Here is a 16,611-nt window from a genome sequence, read left to right on the forward strand (position 1 = left end):
AAACGGCGCGCCAGCTACCACCACATGACCAGCCCAATATCGCTTGTAGCCTTAGAACAACTGCCCCACGTAATAGTGGATGAACATGGTGATGATCCCCACGATGACGTTCCGGATGATGGCCGTCTTGACCAGGCCGTGGCCCAGCTTGGCGCTCAGGAATCCGGTCAACGTCACGGATAACAGGACCGCGATGATGGTCCCCGGCCACTGCCAAGCCACCGGCAGAAAGGTCATCGCGACCAGTGGGAAGACGCCCCCGGCCGACGCGGAGAACAGCGATGAAAACGCCGCGTTCCAGGGATTCATGTAGTGGCCCAGCTGGATGTCGTACTTCACGGCGACCACCGTGGCCAGTGCGTCCTTCCCCAGGAGGTCCTTGGCGATGGCCAACGACGTCTCGGCGGACACGCCCCGTTGTTCATAAAATTCTTGGACCGCCTTGAGCTCCCCGGCAAAATCGGTCTTCAAGAGGCCGACTTCCTTGGCGACCACGGACTTTTCGGTATCCTTTTGCGTGCTGACGGAAGCGTATTCCCCCGAGGCCATCGAGAAGGCACACGCCAATAAATCTGACAGACCCGCGATAAAAATGGTAAACTGGTTGGTCGTAGCGGCCGCGACACTGAACAGGACCCCGACGACCGTCAGGATACCGTCGTTGGACCCCAGGACCCCTGCCCGCAACGTGTTCAGTTTCTCGTCCATGGTCTGATGTTGCTTCTTGTGCTTCTTTAACGTCAATTCTTCATTCTCAACCATGATTCATGGCTCCCCTCTTATGCAAATAACCGACCGATGAAGTAGGTCACCAGTAACGTCAAGATCCCGGCCACCACGTTTCGGATGGTCCCGTTCTTCCGGTTAGCGTTCCCTAACATGGCCGCCACGTATCCGGTGATCGACAAGGCGATGATCACCGCGACGAACGTGCCCGCGATGCGGATGTTCTTCGGCAACAAGGTAATGGATAATAAGGGTAAAATCGACCCAGTTGGGAAAGAAATCATCGAGGCAATCGCCGCCGAGAACGGATTGGTATACTCACCGACGTTGAAGCCGAACCGCTCGCGCACGGAGGTCTTCAGCGGGTCCTGCTTCATCATTTCACGGGTCGCTTGATCGGCCAACTCCGGCTTGATGCCGGTCTTGATGTACTTGTCCTTCACGAAGTCGTACTCGCCGTCGTAGTCGTTATCCAACGCCACGGTCTGGGTCTCGATGGCCTTGCGCTGGGCGTCCTTCTGCGTGTTCACCGACACGTACTCCCCCATCGCCATGGACACCGTCCCGGCGATCATGCCGGCAATTCCGGAAATGAAGATGGCAAAACTACTGGTCGCCGCGCCGGCCACCCCGACGACGATCCCGGCGACGGATAAGATACCATCGTTAGCGCCCATCACGCTGGCCCGTAAAACGTTGATGCGTTGGGCCAACGTTGCTGGCTTTTTCTTTGCTGCCATGTTAAACAACCCCCTACATTTTTTAAACCACAATCGTATCTATCGTAACACGAACCTTAGATAAAAAGTTTGGTATCACGAAAATATTTTTATAATTTAGAATCGTTCTTATCTACGAACGACTCTATTCTACCATCAAAACCGGAAAAGTAAATACTTCAGACTGCAGAATCTGTCTCAATTGGGAATTATTCTAATTTCAAGCAGATTGCTGGAACTCTCATCAAAATGTGGTTTAATAGAGACAAACTAGAGTCATTCCAAAAAGGAGGGATTACCATGGCTCAATCCAATCAATTACTCGCCCATGCCTTGGCGACGCTCAAGGAACACCATATTCGGGTAACGCCCCAACGCCAGATCATCCTGACCTACCTCGTGACTCACCATAATCACCCGTCCGTTGAGACGCTCTACACCGCGTTGTCCGCTGAATTTCCCAACCTCAGCATGGCCACCATCTACAATACGTTGAACCTGCTGGTCGACCTGGGCATCGTCATCGAACTGCCGAACGACAACGGGGGGCTGCGCTACGACTTCTACGGCAAGCCCCACTACCACGTCATCTGTGAAAACTGTGGAAAGATCACCGACGTCTTCGCCCCCGACTTCGGGGCCATCGAGGACACGCTCAACCGCGAGGCCCACGACCAGACCGGCTACCTGATCACCAGTAACCACGTTGAAGTGTACGGGCTGTGCCCCGAGTGTCAGCAAAAGCTGCACATCGACCCGGCCCGCAAACAGTGGTCCCAGACCACCGCGGACCCGAAATAAACCGGATACCCTGAATTATTACAACCAGGTTACACGTGTCGTGAAGTTTTAATCTGTTTGCAAACACCCGAAGCAAAGCCCGCATTTGTCGTTATTAGCCGCGTAATATTACGGTGAAACGGCGGCACGGCGCTTGTCTTCGGGTGTTTTTGTCGATATAGTAAGAACGTAGGATTTTATCGAATATGTAATGACCACAATCATTACGCAGATTATTAAATTATGAAAGTTATGAGGGATGTTTCGTTGAAAATGCATAAAGTAATGTTAACGGCCCTGGCGACGCTTGGAATCGCCGGGTTCGTTGGCCTGTCCAATCCGGCAACGGCCAACGCCAGTTCCAAGGTCAATGACTATATCGCCAGCAAGAATTACAAGCCAGTCAAGGTCACCAAGTCCATCTGGAGTGGCTTCCCCAAGTACAAGTACCGTCACGGGAAGGGCAAGCCGGAAGGGGTCGTGGTCCACGAAACGGCCAACCCATCGTCGACCATCTATAACGAAATTGCCTACATGAAGCGGAATTACAACAACGCCTTCGTGCACAGCTTCGTCGATGCCTCGAACATCATCAACATCGCCAACACCGACTACCTCTCTTGGGGGGTCGGTTACCCGGGGAACGCCCGGTTCATTCAGTTTGAACAAATCGAAGTTCACAGCAAGTCGGCCTTCGCTCACGAAATCGCCAACGCGGCCTGGTACACGGCCTACCTGTTAAAGGAATATAACCTGAAACCCAACGACGCCGCTTACGATGGTAAGGGAACGGTCTGGTCTCACGGATCCGTCGCCTCCCACCTGGGTGGCTCGACCCATACCGACCCAGTGGGCTACTACGCCAGCGCCGGTAAGAAGTACTTCGGTCAGAAGTACACCATGGCCGCCTTCTACCAGATGGTCAAGAAGTACTACAACGCCATGGGCTCGACTAACCACACCAAGCTGACGGCCGCGACCTACACCTCGGTCAACCAACAAGCTAAGTTGAGCAGCAAGTACACCAAGTACTACCTGTACAACCACGTCAAGGGGTCGAACAAGAACGCCAAGAAGCAGAGCTGGTCCAAGATCAGTCCTAAGGTGGGGAAGACCTACTACATCGACATGACGGCCAAGAAGAGCACCGGGTCCATGTGGTACCGGATCAAGCCATCGAAGAACAGCAGCAAGCGTTACTGGGTCTGGTCAGGTAACTTAACCAGTATCCAAGACGTGACGACGACGGCCACGGCCACCAGCGCTTCGACCAGTAGCGCCAGTGACAGCAGTGACGCCACCAGCAGTTCCAGTGTCAGCGCCACGGACACGTCTTCATCGAGTGCCAGCAACTAATCTTTAATAATGACGCATCCCGGCGGCGGGACCTTCTCAGGTGAGGGTCCCGCCGCTTTTTGGTCGTTTTGTGCCCTGCCCGCTCCCAGCGAAAGGCGCTGGGACAAAGGGGCGCTTGGGGCTCTCCGCATGTCTGGTGTCAAAACGGGGGACAAAAAAAGACGCCGACTCATCATCGACGTCCGATAACCAACTTCAGTTACCCGTTAGTTGTTGCAGTTCGAGCTAGAAGAAGAGGCACTCGTGTCTTTCTTCGTGGTCTTCTTGACCGTGGTCTTGCCGTAAACCTTTGCGGAGCACGTGTACGTCTTAGCGCCCTTCTTGGCGACAGAGTACTTGAACGTTGCGCATTCACTCAACGTCTTGGCTTGCTTCTTGGTCAACTTGACCGTGAAGGTGCCATTCTTCTTGAGCGTGGTCTTCTTGACGCATTGTTGCTTCCCGTTCAGTAACGTGACCGTGGACCCTTTCCGTCCGTTCTTAAACGTCAGATCCCGGGCGTTCTTCTTGTAGTTGGTACACAAGGTGATCCGGGCGGCAGCCGTCGTCGACTTCGTGGTCTTCCGACTATTCGCACTGGTCATTGACGTCGCGGCAAACACAATCACGGCAATCGCAACAATCGCACCTGCAACATAACCAAAAATCTTTTTCATGAGATAACGCTCCCCCTAGAAATAGATCGGTAGTCTTCCTTTGGCTATCTGCGACCCATTCTAGGCAGGCCGGGCGGCGGCGTCAACTTATCTGCCGGTCACCACCATTGAGCCGTTAATCGGTCGTTTCGCGACACGGCTAGCCCCTTGTCAGAGTAGCGTTTACGGCCGCTAAAAGGCGTGAGTCGCCTAATAAGGCGAGTTACCCATACTCACCGTTCGATCCGGTGGGCCGCCAAAAAGGCACCCGTGATGGTGGTCACGGGTGCCTTGAAGTAATTCCTATTATTCTAAAATATCTCACGCTTATTTAGTCGCTTCGTGGGCCCCGCGCTTGCGTTTCCCCGCGACCGCCCGGGTCATGACCCAGGTCGTCACCGGCACCGTCAGCAGCACACTCAACATGGAAAAGAGGATCATCAGGATCTCCGCTACGAAAATTTTGTCGTTCAGGATCTCCCCGAACGAATAGTGCACGCCGGTGAACCAGATGAACAACGCCAGGAAACCGCCAAAAAAGCCGAAGAACAGCGTGTTAAAGGTGGTCCCGATGATTTGCTTACCCACGGCGATGCCGTCGCCATACAGGGCTTTTAGGGCCACCTGCGGGTGCTGCTCGAGGATCTCGCTCAAACCGGCCGCAATCGCCATCGCGGCTTCGGCAATCGCCCCCAGCGTACTCAGGATGGCGGTCGCAATCGTGACCTGCACGAAGTTGATGCCGACCAGGACCGACAGTCCCTCGAGGTCCTCACTGTCTTCCGGCCCGAACCCCTGGACCATTGCCCAGTGTTCGACCGGCACGATCAGGAGCACCAGCAGGACCAGGACCATCGCCGAGGCGATAAAGGCCACGGTGCTCGAGAGGTCATCCCCACTACTCATGAAAATGGTCAGGGCCAACACCATGACCCCCACGACCAGGGTAACGATCAGGGGCGAGAAGTGGAAGGCCACCAACACGATGGCCAAAAACAGGAGGCCAAAGTTGAGGATCAGGGCCAGAAACGACTGGGCCCCCGCCTTGCCCCCGACCAGGACCATCAGGACCAGGAGGATCAGGCCCAACAGCGTAATCGTACTCATGCGCGCACCTCCTTAGGCAACCAACGACTGGCCAGGTAGCTCGCCAGCGGCACGGCCAGGACGATGCCAATCCCACTGATCAGACTTTGGACGACCCCCATCGACATGTTCATCGAGAAGGTGTAGCCCCAGCTGTTGCCGTTTTTCAAGTACAGCAGCGCCATCGGGAAGGTATCGGCCACGAAGATGAAGAACAGCACGTTGATCAGCGGCCCCATAATGGTGCTGCCGATCTGCCGCCCCGACTTAAAGATCTGCCGCGGAGTCAGCTCCGGCCGCTCGCGTTTTAGCGCGTACAACGACGAGATAATGTCGGTCGACTCATCCATCACGGCCCCTAACGAGCCTAACAGGGTCTCGGCCAAAAACAGCGGGCGCGGCAGCTGGGTCACGTACTGCATCGATTCGTAGAACATCCCGCGCTCGTGGGTCAGGTGAAAGACCGTCAACGCCACCACGATGGACAGCAGCGTGCCCCCCAGCGTGGTCGCCAGCGTGATCAGCATCTGCCGGGTGCGGCCCAGCACCAGCCACAGGGTCAGGGCCGCGAAGCCGATCGACAGGCTACCGAAGATCCACAGGACCTGGGCGCCCTGGGTCGCGCCGTTCAGCAGGATGGCCAGGAAGAACAGCACCCCGTTGGCCGCCACGCTCAAAAAGGCCATCAGCCCGCTGAACCGCAGAATCAGGAGCAGCAGTCCGACCACCAGCCAAATCATGAAGACCAACGGCGTGTCGCGTTTGCGGTCCTTGACCGTCGCGCTGAACTTGCCGTGGTGCTGATGGGCCACCACGAAGAGTTGACTGCCCACCCGGTAACGCTGGTCCATGGCGCCCGACGCGGAGTACGTGTTGCTGACCGTCAGCCGGTTGCCGCGGTAGCGCCCGTTCAGGATGACCCCGTGCAGGGTCTGTCCGGTCTGGTAGTCCACGTTTTGAAAGTCGTCGGTCTCCTTGGTGGCCTTCTGTTGCGTCACGGCCGTGACCCGCATGATCGGGTCGCGGTACAGGGCCGCGTCGTAGTGGGTCCCGACCACCACGACGGCCCCCACCAGCAGGACCAGTAGCCAGGCCCACCAGCGATGTGTTTGTTGAATTCCGAATTTTTGCACGATAATCGCCCTTTCCCCCATCTTGAATTCAATATACCACTTTTCAAAAATCGCATAAAAAGTCCCGGGGAAAACTTAACAAAATCGCAGAGACCACCGAACTAACCCCCTTTAATCGACCATAAATCCCGGCAAATTGGCTGGAAACCTTGCATTTTGGACCAAACCTTAGTAGAATGGAACTCGATTGTTATTTTAATTAAGCGAGGGTTTTTACAATGAGAAAAGCACATCCAAATGGCGTACAAGGCCGTCGGAAGGTTAACCGTAAAAAGGACCGGAAGCGGCGCGATGAGATTTCTAACCTGCAACGTTGGTTGAAGGGTGAAATCAAGACGAAGTAATCGCCTATACCAGAAGGGCACTGACCAATCGGCCGGTGTCTTTTTTTGCGCAAATTTAGTGAAGCCACGCCGCCTGCTTGTTGAAATCAGTGGCAGCTGGGCCGTGACGACCGTGGGCCCGACTTCAATTCATCGCACAAAAAAATGGCACTAGCCGCACGCTAGTACCACCACACTGAATTTTGACTTAATCCACGACCAAGACGCTGACGTCGGAGTTTTGGACCACGTAGTTCGTGGTCGAGCCCATGATGGCCTTTCCCAAGCCGTGAACCCCGGAACGCCCGATCACCGTTAACGTGGTCTTCAGTTCCTGTGGCAAGGTCTTGGCAATCGTCGGCTTGGGCAGGCCGACCCGGAACGTGGTCTCCACGGGAACGTTGGCCCGCTTGACCTCTTCCACCGCGCTCTCTAGGAATTCCGAAGCGGACTCCTTGAAGTGCGTCATGATCTCGCTGCCGAATTCCGCTCCGTAGTGGGCGTATGTCTGATCACTGGCGACGGAAACAATGAACAACTTGGAACCGAGTTTTTGGGCTAACTTAATGGCCTCCACCAACGCTGCGTGGGCGTTCTTGCTCCCATCCATCGGTACTAAAATCCGTTCATACATACTATCCCGTCCTTTCATATGTAAACTGTAATGGTGGTATCGCTTTCACCAACTTCATGATACCAATTTCAGCCCCGTCAGAACAGCCCTACGCGCTCTTTTTCATGAAATTATTAGGGTACGTCAGATTTCATCAGTAGATTCTCATTCTCCGGTTACGGGGACTTTGTGGTAAGATGTACCAAGTACTTTACTCACGAAAAGGATGGCGCCGATAACCATGAAAAAACTCTTACTGGGTGCCCTGGGGCTCTTAACCGTGACCCTGGCTGGCTGCTCAAACGCATTAACCACGAACAAGTCCACCTACCACCCCACCGCGCTCACCGCCGTGGTCAAGGGGGACGCTAAAACCAAGCACGTGACCTACCAGGTCAACGACCAGGCCAAACACCAGGTCAAGGTTGCGGCGGGCACCTACTTCTTCCAGGTCCCGGCCGCCCCACAAGATCAGACGGTCAAGATCACGGCCGGCAGTGCGCACAAGACGGTCACCGTCAAGGCCACGACCAAACTCGCTACCTACCAGACGTTTGCCAAGCAGTATAACCAACTGGTCACGGCCAGCTACCTGCCGACCAAGGTCCAAAAGCAGCTGCAAACCGCTCAAAAGACCCAGGCGCAGACCAAAAAGAAGCTGGCGGCCCTCGCCAAGACCGACCCCGCAGCCGCGGCAACGGCGGCCAAACAACAGCAGGCCGCGGCCCAAAAGCTGCAGGCCCAGCTCGCGACCGCTAAGCAAAAGGCTCACGACCAGCTATTGCCCACCCGTGCCAGTGACGGCGTCCAAAACCTGGTCACCACCAAGGATGCGACCGTGCGGGCCAACGTCCAGGACGGCCAGCTGATGGGCCTCGCCCTCATCGTGCCGACCAAGCAGATGAAGACCAAGAACGGTCAGAAGCAGTTCGGGACGACCTTTGCCCTGTTGGGGACCACGCTCAAGGCCAACCCCAAGACCGTCATCAAGAAGTTCGAGAAGGTCTTGAAGGATGCCAAGTCGAACAGCAGCTCGACCAACACCAAGACCATCCACTCCAACGGGATTCGGTTCAATACCGGTTTCTCGACGGATCACCTCTACATTTATATGACCAAGTAACCAACTGGTTTGCCCAGTTAGGTGGCTTATGGGGCCCCGGCTCATCCGTTCAAGGGTGGTCGGCGGCCCCTTTTTTCGGTCGTTGGGCTTAATCAACCGGCCGACCTAATCGTTGGTGGCCGGTGGGGATTCTTAAGCTGAACTATCCTAACCCGCCCCGCTAAAGTGTAATCATTTTCATCCCCATCGATAGTGCCGCATAATAACGGTATGCTGTGATAGTGAAAGTTATCCAGCTTTGGAATCATTCACTAGAACCAATAGAATTCGTTTCAAGGGGGAGTTTTTATGCAAAGTGAGGAGAGAGTATTCGAGACGTTTTTACGTCAGTATCGGGAAATATTCTGCGTTTTAACCAACGCTGCTGAACAAATTACGGGGCAATACTCATTGAGTTTTGAACAATATCTATTGTTGAAACAGATTCATGAGCAACGCAACATCACGCTCAGCGAATTAGCCGACGATACGCGGACCACCCGTTCCGCAGCGGCCCGGAAGTTGCGGGCCCTGTTGCTCGACGGCTACGTGGAACAGGAAGCGAAGATGGATGATCGGCGGGTCAAGTACCTGCGTTTGACGCCTAAGGGGGAAAACGTCGAAAACGATATCCACCAAGTCTTCCTGCAAAGCGCTAAGACCTGGAATCAAATTCCGAGTGATCTGTCCGACGACGAGATCAACGACTTTTTGACGCGCTATCAAGACAACCTAGCCATTTGGGACCGCAACCGTCCCAAGTTTCACCGCCCGGTCGTCCGCGCCCGTCATCAGGCCACGTCCGAAGATTAGCGTCACCCATTAAGACTTACCACGAGGCTGGAGCATACGTTCCAACCTCGTTTTTTGTACTTTGCCTCGACTAATCTAGTTTGCCAGGCGTTGGCAGGCGCTCCACGCCGGCGAGCAAGATGGTCGTAGTGGGCACGACTCTGAAGCCCTGCGAAGTTCACGCAGGTCTCCAGAGCTCGGCCTTGATGTAACCTGGCAAAAAACACCAGGTAACATCAATTTCACTACGACCATCAAGTCGCCTCTGTTCCGCTCACATTGATGAGAACCGCTACAAACCGGCAGCATTGATTTCTCATCGCTGAATGAAATCCGCACACAGCTGTAAAGGAGCACCTTCGCTATCAGCGGCATGCGTCACCTGCCATGCATTGGTGGCGGGCGATTGGTCGCAAGGACAGTTCCATAGGTGCTAGTTTGCATAACATGAGCCGGGAGGGAGGTCAGAAGTGGGCTCAGTAGCTTCGTTTCTGTTGTCCGGGTGGTTTCCCCGGGCTACAGAAAGGCCGAGCTTTGAGATCATCGCGGTTTTTGCGAGGAGCTCAAAGTCGTGCCGGCTACGTTCCAGCCCAATTCTGGCCGACCGGGAGGCGCTGACAGTCACCAGCTTGCTCGCCGGCGTGGAGCGCTGCCCCCCCTACTTTACCTCAATCGCACATTTTATTAGAATTTGATGATAAAAAAATTCCCTTTTGGCCGAAAATGGGTTAACCTTTGACTAATGTATGATTTTAAAGGAGGAGTTTTCGTATGCGTAATCAACAGTTCGCGGCCACCCCAACCGGCGGTCAAGCTGCCTTCCCCGTGGATGACAGCCTCTTAACTCAAGACCTCTACCAAGCCGTCAACGGCCAGTGGGAGGCCCAGGCCACCATTCCCGGTGACCACTCATCGACCGGTGGCTTCATGGACCTGGTCGACAACATCGAAAAGACGTTGATGCACGACTTCGACGCCTTACTCGCCGGCGACCTAGCACCCGCCAACGCCGAAATGGGCGAGTTCAAGAAGTTCTACGCCCTGGCCCGCGACTTTAAGCAACGGGACGCCAACGGGGCCGCACCATTAAAGCCCCTGTTAGCCAAGATTGAACAGCTGACGAGCTTCGCCGACCTCAATGCTCACCTGGCCGACTTCTACCGGGCCGGCCTGCCCGTGCCCATCGAGGTCGGGGTGGACCCCGACATGAAGGATACCAGTCACTACGCCCTGTACGTCGACGCCCCCAGCCTCCTGTTGCCAGACAAGACCTACTACGAAAAGGACAACCCGGCGGCCAAGCAACTGCTCCCCATCTACACCCAGATGGCGACCAAGTTACTGACCATGGTGGGCTACAGCGACACCGACGCGGCCAAGTTGGTCGATCAGACCAAGCAATTTGACGCGCTGATTGCCCCCCACGTCAAGTCCTCAGAAGAATCCGCGGACTACGTCAAGATGTACAACCCGCGGCCATTAAAGGACGTCGACGCTCAGACCGACAAGCTCGACTTAGCCGCCGCTTTACAAGACCTGATCCACGACCAACCGGAAACGGTCATCCTGCCACAACCGACCTACTTCGACGCAATCGGCGACCTGCTGAGCGACGCCAACTTCCCGTTGGTCAAGAGCTGGATGCTGGTCCGGACCGTAACGGCCGCCAGTGGCGTTTTATCCGAAGAATTCCGGCAAGTCGGCGGGACGTACGGTCGGGCACTGTCCGGCCAAAAGGAAGCCCGGTCGCAGACCAAGTCGGCGTACCGGTTAGCCACCAACTACTTCGACCAAGTCGTGGGTGACTACTACGGCCGCAAGTACTTCGGGGAAACGGCCAAGGCCGACGTGCGCCAGATGGTCCTGAAGATGACCGGCGTTTACCAAAACCGGCTCAAGAACAACACCTGGTTGAGTGCCGACACCCGTAAAAAGGCCATCGTGAAGCTCCAGAAGCTGACCATCAAGGTCGGGTACCCCGACCAGATTGACCCCCTGTACGCCAAATTCACGGTCGATGAGCACGCCTCGCTGTTCGCCAACACGCAACGGTTCGACGAGCTGGTCAACGCCGACCAATTCGGCCACTGGGGCCAACCGGTCGACCGGAAGCGCTGGGACATGAGCGCCAACACGGTCAACGCCTACTACTCCCCATCAAACAACGAAATCGTCTTCCCGGCAGCCATCCTGCAAGCACCGTTCTACAGCCTGAAGCAGTCGAGCAGCACCAACTACGGGGGCATCGGGGCCGTCATGGCACACGAAATCTCCCACGCCTTCGATAACAACGGGGCCCAATTCGATGAGTTCGGGAACCTGCACAACTGGTGGACCGAAGCCGATTTGGCCCACTTCAAGGACCTGTCCAAGGCTATGATCACCGAATTCGACGGCATTCCTTTCGCCGGCCAGAAGGTCAACGGCAAGCTGACCGTTTCGGAAAACATCGCCGATGCCGGGGGCTTGAGCTGTGCGTTGGAAGCGGCCAAGGCCGATCCCGACGTTGACCTGCGGGCCTTCTTCATCAACTGGGCCAACGTTTGGCGCATGAAGGCCACCACGGAATACATGCAACTGCTGTTGTCGATCGACGTCCACGCCCCGGCCAAGCTGCGGGCCGACGTCCAGGTCAAGAACCTCGACGACTTCTACACGACCTTTAACGTTCAACCGGGCGACGGGATGTACCTCGCTCCCGAAAAACGGGTGAAGATCTGGTAATCCCACGGACACCCATCATGGCGCTCCACGACGACCATCCAGTCGCCTCTGTTCCGCTGATACAGCATGGTGTCCGTCACTAACGGGACAAACTGGCAAATAAAGTTTGTCCTGCCATCCTCGGAAAACGGTTCTCTAAAGCAACCATTTGTGCATCGTAAATTAATTGGCGACTCTTCCAATTTCGAAGAGTCGTCAATTTTTCTTTTTCAAAGAGTCGCCTTAGCGACTATCAGTCGGTCCCACTGAATCGCTAACGAAAAAGTGGTTCTGGTTACTCATCACCCGTTAAGCCTTGGGCGCTGGATGGTGCCAGTGAAGCCAGCCCGACCAGAGCGCACAGATCAGACTCACCCCTAAGAAGAACGCCGCCACGGAACCCGAGAGTTGCTGCCTCTGCGCGGTCATCACCACCCGAAAGAACGGTTGATTGCTAGATTGCCACAGAACCAACGCGTCCAACAACCAAATAACCGCTAACCAATGAAGTGCTTGTCGCATGATGTCCCCCTACTCCTTCGTTCTTCGCTTCAACCGGCGGCGCAAATACACCGAGTACCCCAATGCTCCAACGCCCAGGACCAAGCAAATCGTCGCCGTCGACCCGTCGATAAAGACACCCCGCGGTCCCACGGAAAACGTCACGAACGCCGGTTTGACCAACACGCCTAAGATACCGGATGCCAATAACAACAGACCACCTAACCACTGCCAAATCATCACCATCTGTGTCATACCATTTCCTCCCACAACTTTTTCTTCAGGATAACATGTCGGGCCGCTTTACCGTGCAATTGTGAGACTAAGTGATTCTTCGGTTCAACTGACCAGCCCTTAAGACACTGAACAACGACTGTCATCAAAAGCGGTTAGCGGGCGAGCATCCACGCCCGCTCGTCAGCCGGAATCAGCTGTTCAAAAACCAAAAACGAGCCTGAGACTTCTGTCCCAGACTCGTTTCCTACGTTTAGTTTTAGAGGCATCGTCCTTGATGAGCGAACGGTGCTCGGATTCTGGTGTCTTCCCGTCACGCCCCAACTGGGCGGAGGGAATCGACCGTCCCCATTCATCTCAGCTTGCAGAGTCCGCCGCCAATTAAGCCTTTTTCAGCGACCGGGTGCTCTCGCGCAACACCAGTTCGGTGCCCACGGTCACCCGTTGGGGCGTGCTGCGGCCGGTCTGCAGGCGATTCTCGATCAAATCGACCGCCGTCGAACCCAGGAGTTCCGTGTTCACGTGCACGGTACTCAACTCCGGAAAGACGTACTTGGCGATCGTGGTGTCGTTGAAGCCAATCAGGCTGACCCGGTCTGGGACCGCCAAATCGGCCTCACGGAGCGCCTTTAAGGCCCCCGCCGCCATCGGGTCGTTGGTCACGAAGAAGGCGTCCGGCAACCGGTCCCCCAGCTGCGTAATGGCACGCTTCATCTGCTCATACCCCGATTGATTGGTGTAATCCCCGGCAAAGACCAGGTCGGGATCGTAGGCGTTCCGCGCGGTCATGGTCCGGCGAAAGGCCTTGAGCCGCGGGTCGCTGACTTCCAACTCCTTGTCGGTCGTCCACTCGGCCCCGTGCAGCAGGCCAATGCGGTGCTGCCCGTGGGCCCAGAACGCGTCGACCACCTGATCGACGGCGAACTGGAAGTCGGTGACCACGCTATCGTAGCCGTGGCAGAGCTGATCCTGGTCCACGAAGACCAGGTTCGGGGTCAGCCGCGCGAGCGCCGCGACCTGCTGATTGCTGAACTTGCCAATCGCGATGATGGCGTCGACGTCGGGGTCGATCGCATTCAGGTCGTTCTGGAAGGTCCGCATGGTCAGGAAGTGGCGCTGCTCACTGCGCTTTTCCAGCCCCAGCCGAATCGACATGTAGTACAGGTCATCCAGTTCCTTGGTCTCCGAGTACCACTGAACGACGGCAATCTTCAACTGTTTATCGGGCATTGCGGGGCGCCGCTTGAGCTTGGTGTAGTTCAGGTTCTCGGCGACCTCAAAAATTTGTTTCCGGGTGTGCTCGCTGACCGACAAGGTGCGGTCATAGTTCAGCACCCGCGAAACGGTGGCCAGGGAGACCCCCACGCTTTGGGCAATGTCTTTTAAAGTTGCGGCCATCGTTCTCATCTCCTCATATGCTGATTCTTAGATTAAGTCACGCAAGAACCGGTCGAGCGCCGCCTGACCGGTCTGGTCGCGCTTGAAGACCCCGGCATCGGCCAGGACCCGGGCGAAGACGTCCCCCATCGCCTGGTGGACGATGCCGGTGACGTTTTCCGCCGTGATCTGGTGCGCTTGCTTCAGCTGGTCGGCCCACGCCCGGTGCATCTCCGCCATCTGGTTCGGCTGGTCGAGCAGGTACTTGGTGACCTCGGCCATCTCGCTCTTCAGCCGGGCCGGTAAAATGGCCCGTCCCATGACCTCAATCAAGCCAATGTTTTCCTTCTTAATGTGTTGCACGTCCTGGTGCGGATGGAAGATGCCATCCGGATACTGGGCGGACGTCTGGTTGTCGCGCAGGACCAGGTCCAAGACAAAGTCCTGACCGTCCCGGTAGGCAATCGGCGTGATCGTGTGGTGCCGCGTGCCGTCCGTGTAGGCGCGCACGTCCACGCTGTCGTCGGAGTAGTCGACCCAGTGGTCCATGATCTTGACCGCGGCGTTGACCAGGTCCTCGGGGTGCTGGCCCCGGAGCCGCAGGTCGGTCATCGGCCACTGGACGACGCCGGCCGTCACGCCCGGCACATCCACGTCAAATTCGCGGTCGAGCGGCGCCTTCATCATCGGGAAGGTGTGCTTGCCCCCCTGGTAGTGGTCGTGGCTCAGCATCGAGCCGCCGACGATGGGCAGGTCGGCGTTGCTGCCGACGAAGTAGGTCGGGAACTGCCGCACGATTTCCAATAGGTTGGTAAACGCGTGCTGGTCGACCTTCATCGGCCGGTGTTCCTGGGATAAGAAGATGGCGTGCTCCGTAAAGTAGGCGTACGGCGAGTACTGGAAGCCCCAGGTCTCGCCACCCAGCATCACCCGCACGATGCGGTGATTGCTGCGCGCCGGGTAGCCCAGGCGGCCCAGGTAACCCTCGTTGGTCATGCAGAGCTGGTCTAACGGGTAGCCCGTCTTGGGCTGGTTCCGGGCCGCAGCAATGGCCTTCGGGTCCTTTTCCGGCTTCGACAGGTTGATCGTAATCTCCAGCTGGCCGGCCGCCGTATCGGCGTCGAAGACCACGTTGCGGGCGATGTTACGCGTTTTAATGTAGTTATTGGCCCGACTCAGCTGGTAGAACCAGTCGGTCGCGGTGCTGGGACTGATCTGATACCGGTCCCAGAAGCCGCGGTTCAACGCGGACGGTAGCGGCGTCATCAGGTCCATCAGCTGTGCGTCCAAGATTTCACGCTCACTAGGCGTGTCGTCAATCTTGCCGTGCGCGATGGCCGTGGCGACCAGGGCCGCCACCAAGTCGATGGGGTCCGAACTGGTCGCGTCCTGCGGCGTGCCGTCGCCGACCAAGGCGTAGATCCGGTTCGCCACGTACTGCCGGTCCAGCGCCGTGTACGGGGACGGCGAGGCCACGATGGCGTCTAAAAAGGTGTTCAACGTGTCCTGTGCCATTACTTGGTCGCCCCGTTCCGGTCGTCATACCCTGCTGGGTGCTTTTCCTTCCAGTTCCAGGCGGTGGCGATGATGTCTTCCACGTTGTCGAATTGCGGTTGCCAGTTCAAAACCTTCCGGGCTTTGTCGCTGGCGGCAATCAGCGTGCTGGGATCGCCGGCCCGCCGGGGTGCCATCTTGGCTGGAATCGGCTTGCCGGTGACCTTCCGGGCGGCTTCCAGCATTTCCTTGTTGGAGAAGCCGGTCGAGGACCCCAGGTTGAAGGCGTCGCTGTCGTGTCCGGCCTTCAGGTATTCCAAGGCCAAAATGTGGGCGTCGGCCAGGTCGACCACGTGGACGTAATCCCGGACGTTGGTCCCGTCCTTAGTCGGATAGTCGTCCCCAAAGATTGATAATTCATCGCGTTCGCCGGCGGCTACTTGCAAGATGATTGGGACCAAGTGGGTTTCTGGATGGTGGTCTTCACCGATGCTACCGTCCGGCTTGGCACCGGCCACGTTGAAGTACCGTAAGGCCACGAACTTGATGCCGTACGCTTGGTCGGCCCAGTGCATGATCTTTTCCATCATTAACTTGCTTTCCCCGTATGGGTTCGTTGGCACTTGCGGGTCGGTTTCCTTGATCGGAATCTGCTTCGGTTCGCCGTAAGTCGCGGCCGTGGAGGAGAAGACGATCTTCTTCACGTCGTGTTGGTTCATGACCTCCAGCAAGGAGACCATGCCGGCCGTGTTGTTGTCGAAGTACTTCAACGGCTTCTTCATGGATTCGGGCACGATGGAAAACGCGGCGAAATGGATGACCCCGTCAACGTCTTCCTTATCGAAAACGTCGTTCAAGAAGTCCTGGTCGCGCACGTCACCTTCGTAGAACCGGGCTTGCGGGTTCACGGCGGCCCGGTGACCCGTGACCAGGTTGTCGACAACGGCAACGTCGTAACCCTTTGCAATCAACCGGTCAACGGCATGGGACCCGATGTAACCGGCACCACCTAAAACTAAAACTGACATAATCCAATT

General features: G+C 56.5%; 16 protein-coding genes. 5 read left to right on the forward strand and 11 right to left on the reverse strand.

Annotation, left to right across the window (positions count from 1 at the left end; all coding sequences use genetic code 11):
• Positions 1-51: 51 nt before the first annotated feature.
• Both FD37_RS10550 and FD37_RS10555 read right to left on the reverse strand, forming a co-directional pair.
• Complete coding sequence (locus FD37_RS10550; protein WP_045806098.1) at positions 52-762, reverse strand: VIT1/CCC1 transporter family protein; 711 nt, start codon at positions 760-762, stop codon at positions 52-54.
• A 17-nt stretch (positions 763-779) separates the two neighbouring features.
• Complete coding sequence (locus FD37_RS10555) at positions 780-1,466, reverse strand: VIT1/CCC1 transporter family protein (RefSeq protein ID WP_045806099.1); 687 nt, start codon at positions 1,464-1,466, stop codon at positions 780-782.
• Positions 1,467-1,745: 279 nt separating this feature from the next.
• Here FD37_RS10555 and FD37_RS10560 point away from each other — a divergent pair, with 279 nt between their 5' ends.
• Positions 1,746-2,246: a Fur family transcriptional regulator gene (locus FD37_RS10560; RefSeq protein WP_045806100.1), complete on the forward strand. Its 501-nt coding sequence runs from the start codon at positions 1,746-1,748 to the stop codon at positions 2,244-2,246.
• Between the two features lie 252 nt (positions 2,247-2,498).
• Entirely contained in the window at positions 2,499-3,581 is a 1,083-nt protein-coding gene (locus FD37_RS10565; protein ID WP_045806199.1) for a peptidoglycan recognition protein family protein, read from the forward strand.
• Between the two features lie 206 nt (positions 3,582-3,787).
• Here FD37_RS10565 and FD37_RS10570 read toward each other — a convergent pair whose 3' ends face one another.
• From FD37_RS10570 to FD37_RS10585, 4 genes are all read right to left on the reverse strand, one after another.
• Complete coding sequence (locus tag FD37_RS10570; RefSeq protein ID WP_056965210.1) at positions 3,788-4,237, reverse strand: hypothetical protein; 450 nt, start codon at positions 4,235-4,237, stop codon at positions 3,788-3,790.
• Positions 4,238-4,543: 306 nt separating this feature from the next.
• A complete protein-coding gene (locus tag FD37_RS10575; RefSeq protein ID WP_056965212.1) occupies positions 4,544-5,323 on the reverse strand; it encodes a YibE/F family protein in 780 nt (259 codons plus the stop codon).
• The gene (locus FD37_RS10580; RefSeq protein ID WP_056965214.1) at positions 5,320-6,456 is read right to left on the reverse strand and encodes a YibE/F family protein; all 1,137 of its coding nucleotides are present in this window, start codon (positions 6,454-6,456) and stop codon (positions 5,320-5,322) included. The genes FD37_RS10575 and FD37_RS10580 overlap by 4 nt, the downstream gene beginning before the upstream one ends.
• Positions 6,457-6,966: 510 nt before the next feature.
• The gene (locus FD37_RS10585; protein WP_045806104.1) at positions 6,967-7,392 is read right to left on the reverse strand and encodes a universal stress protein; all 426 of its coding nucleotides are present in this window, start codon (positions 7,390-7,392) and stop codon (positions 6,967-6,969) included.
• 220 nt (positions 7,393-7,612) lie between these two features.
• Between FD37_RS10585 and FD37_RS10590 the strand changes: the two genes are divergently transcribed.
• The 3 genes from FD37_RS10590 to FD37_RS10600 all read left to right on the forward strand — a co-directional run bounded on the left by FD37_RS10590 (position 7,613) and on the right by FD37_RS10600 (position 11,989).
• Entirely contained in the window at positions 7,613-8,494 is an 882-nt protein-coding gene (locus FD37_RS10590; protein ID WP_056965216.1) for a hypothetical protein, read from the forward strand.
• A 390-nt stretch (positions 8,495-8,884) separates the two neighbouring features.
• Complete coding sequence (locus FD37_RS10595; RefSeq protein ID WP_225351181.1) at positions 8,885-9,286, forward strand: MarR family transcriptional regulator; 402 nt, start codon at positions 8,885-8,887, stop codon at positions 9,284-9,286.
• Positions 9,287-10,036: 750 nt separating this feature from the next.
• On the forward strand, positions 10,037-11,989 hold the full coding sequence (locus tag FD37_RS10600; RefSeq protein ID WP_056965218.1) for a M13 family metallopeptidase: 1,953 nt from the start codon (positions 10,037-10,039) through the stop codon (positions 11,987-11,989).
• A gap of 288 nt (positions 11,990-12,277) precedes the next feature.
• On the opposite strand, the gene FD37_RS10605 is transcribed toward FD37_RS10600, so the two are convergent.
• The 5 genes from FD37_RS10605 to galE all read right to left on the reverse strand — a co-directional run bounded on the left by FD37_RS10605 (position 12,278) and on the right by galE (position 16,602).
• Complete coding sequence (locus FD37_RS10605) at positions 12,278-12,490, reverse strand: hypothetical protein (protein ID WP_056965219.1); 213 nt, start codon at positions 12,488-12,490, stop codon at positions 12,278-12,280.
• Positions 12,491-12,499: 9 nt separating this feature from the next.
• The gene (locus tag FD37_RS10610) at positions 12,500-12,724 is read right to left on the reverse strand and encodes a hypothetical protein (RefSeq protein WP_056965220.1); all 225 of its coding nucleotides are present in this window, start codon (positions 12,722-12,724) and stop codon (positions 12,500-12,502) included.
• Between the two features lie 360 nt (positions 12,725-13,084).
• The gene (locus FD37_RS10615) at positions 13,085-14,101 is read right to left on the reverse strand and encodes a LacI family DNA-binding transcriptional regulator (RefSeq protein ID WP_056965221.1); all 1,017 of its coding nucleotides are present in this window, start codon (positions 14,099-14,101) and stop codon (positions 13,085-13,087) included.
• Between the two features lie 27 nt (positions 14,102-14,128).
• Positions 14,129-15,595, reverse strand: coding sequence for a UDP-glucose--hexose-1-phosphate uridylyltransferase (locus FD37_RS10620; protein ID WP_056965222.1), 1,467 nt, complete (start codon positions 15,593-15,595; stop codon positions 14,129-14,131).
• A complete protein-coding gene (gene galE / locus FD37_RS10625; protein WP_045806113.1) occupies positions 15,595-16,602 on the reverse strand; it encodes a UDP-glucose 4-epimerase GalE in 1,008 nt (335 codons plus the stop codon). The genes FD37_RS10620 and galE overlap by 1 nt, the downstream gene beginning before the upstream one ends.
• Between the last annotated feature and the right edge of the window lie 9 nt (positions 16,603-16,611).

The organism is Levilactobacillus spicheri DSM 15429 (genome assembly GCF_001435095.1).
GTDB lineage: Bacteria > Bacillota > Bacilli > Lactobacillales > Lactobacillaceae > Levilactobacillus > Levilactobacillus spicheri.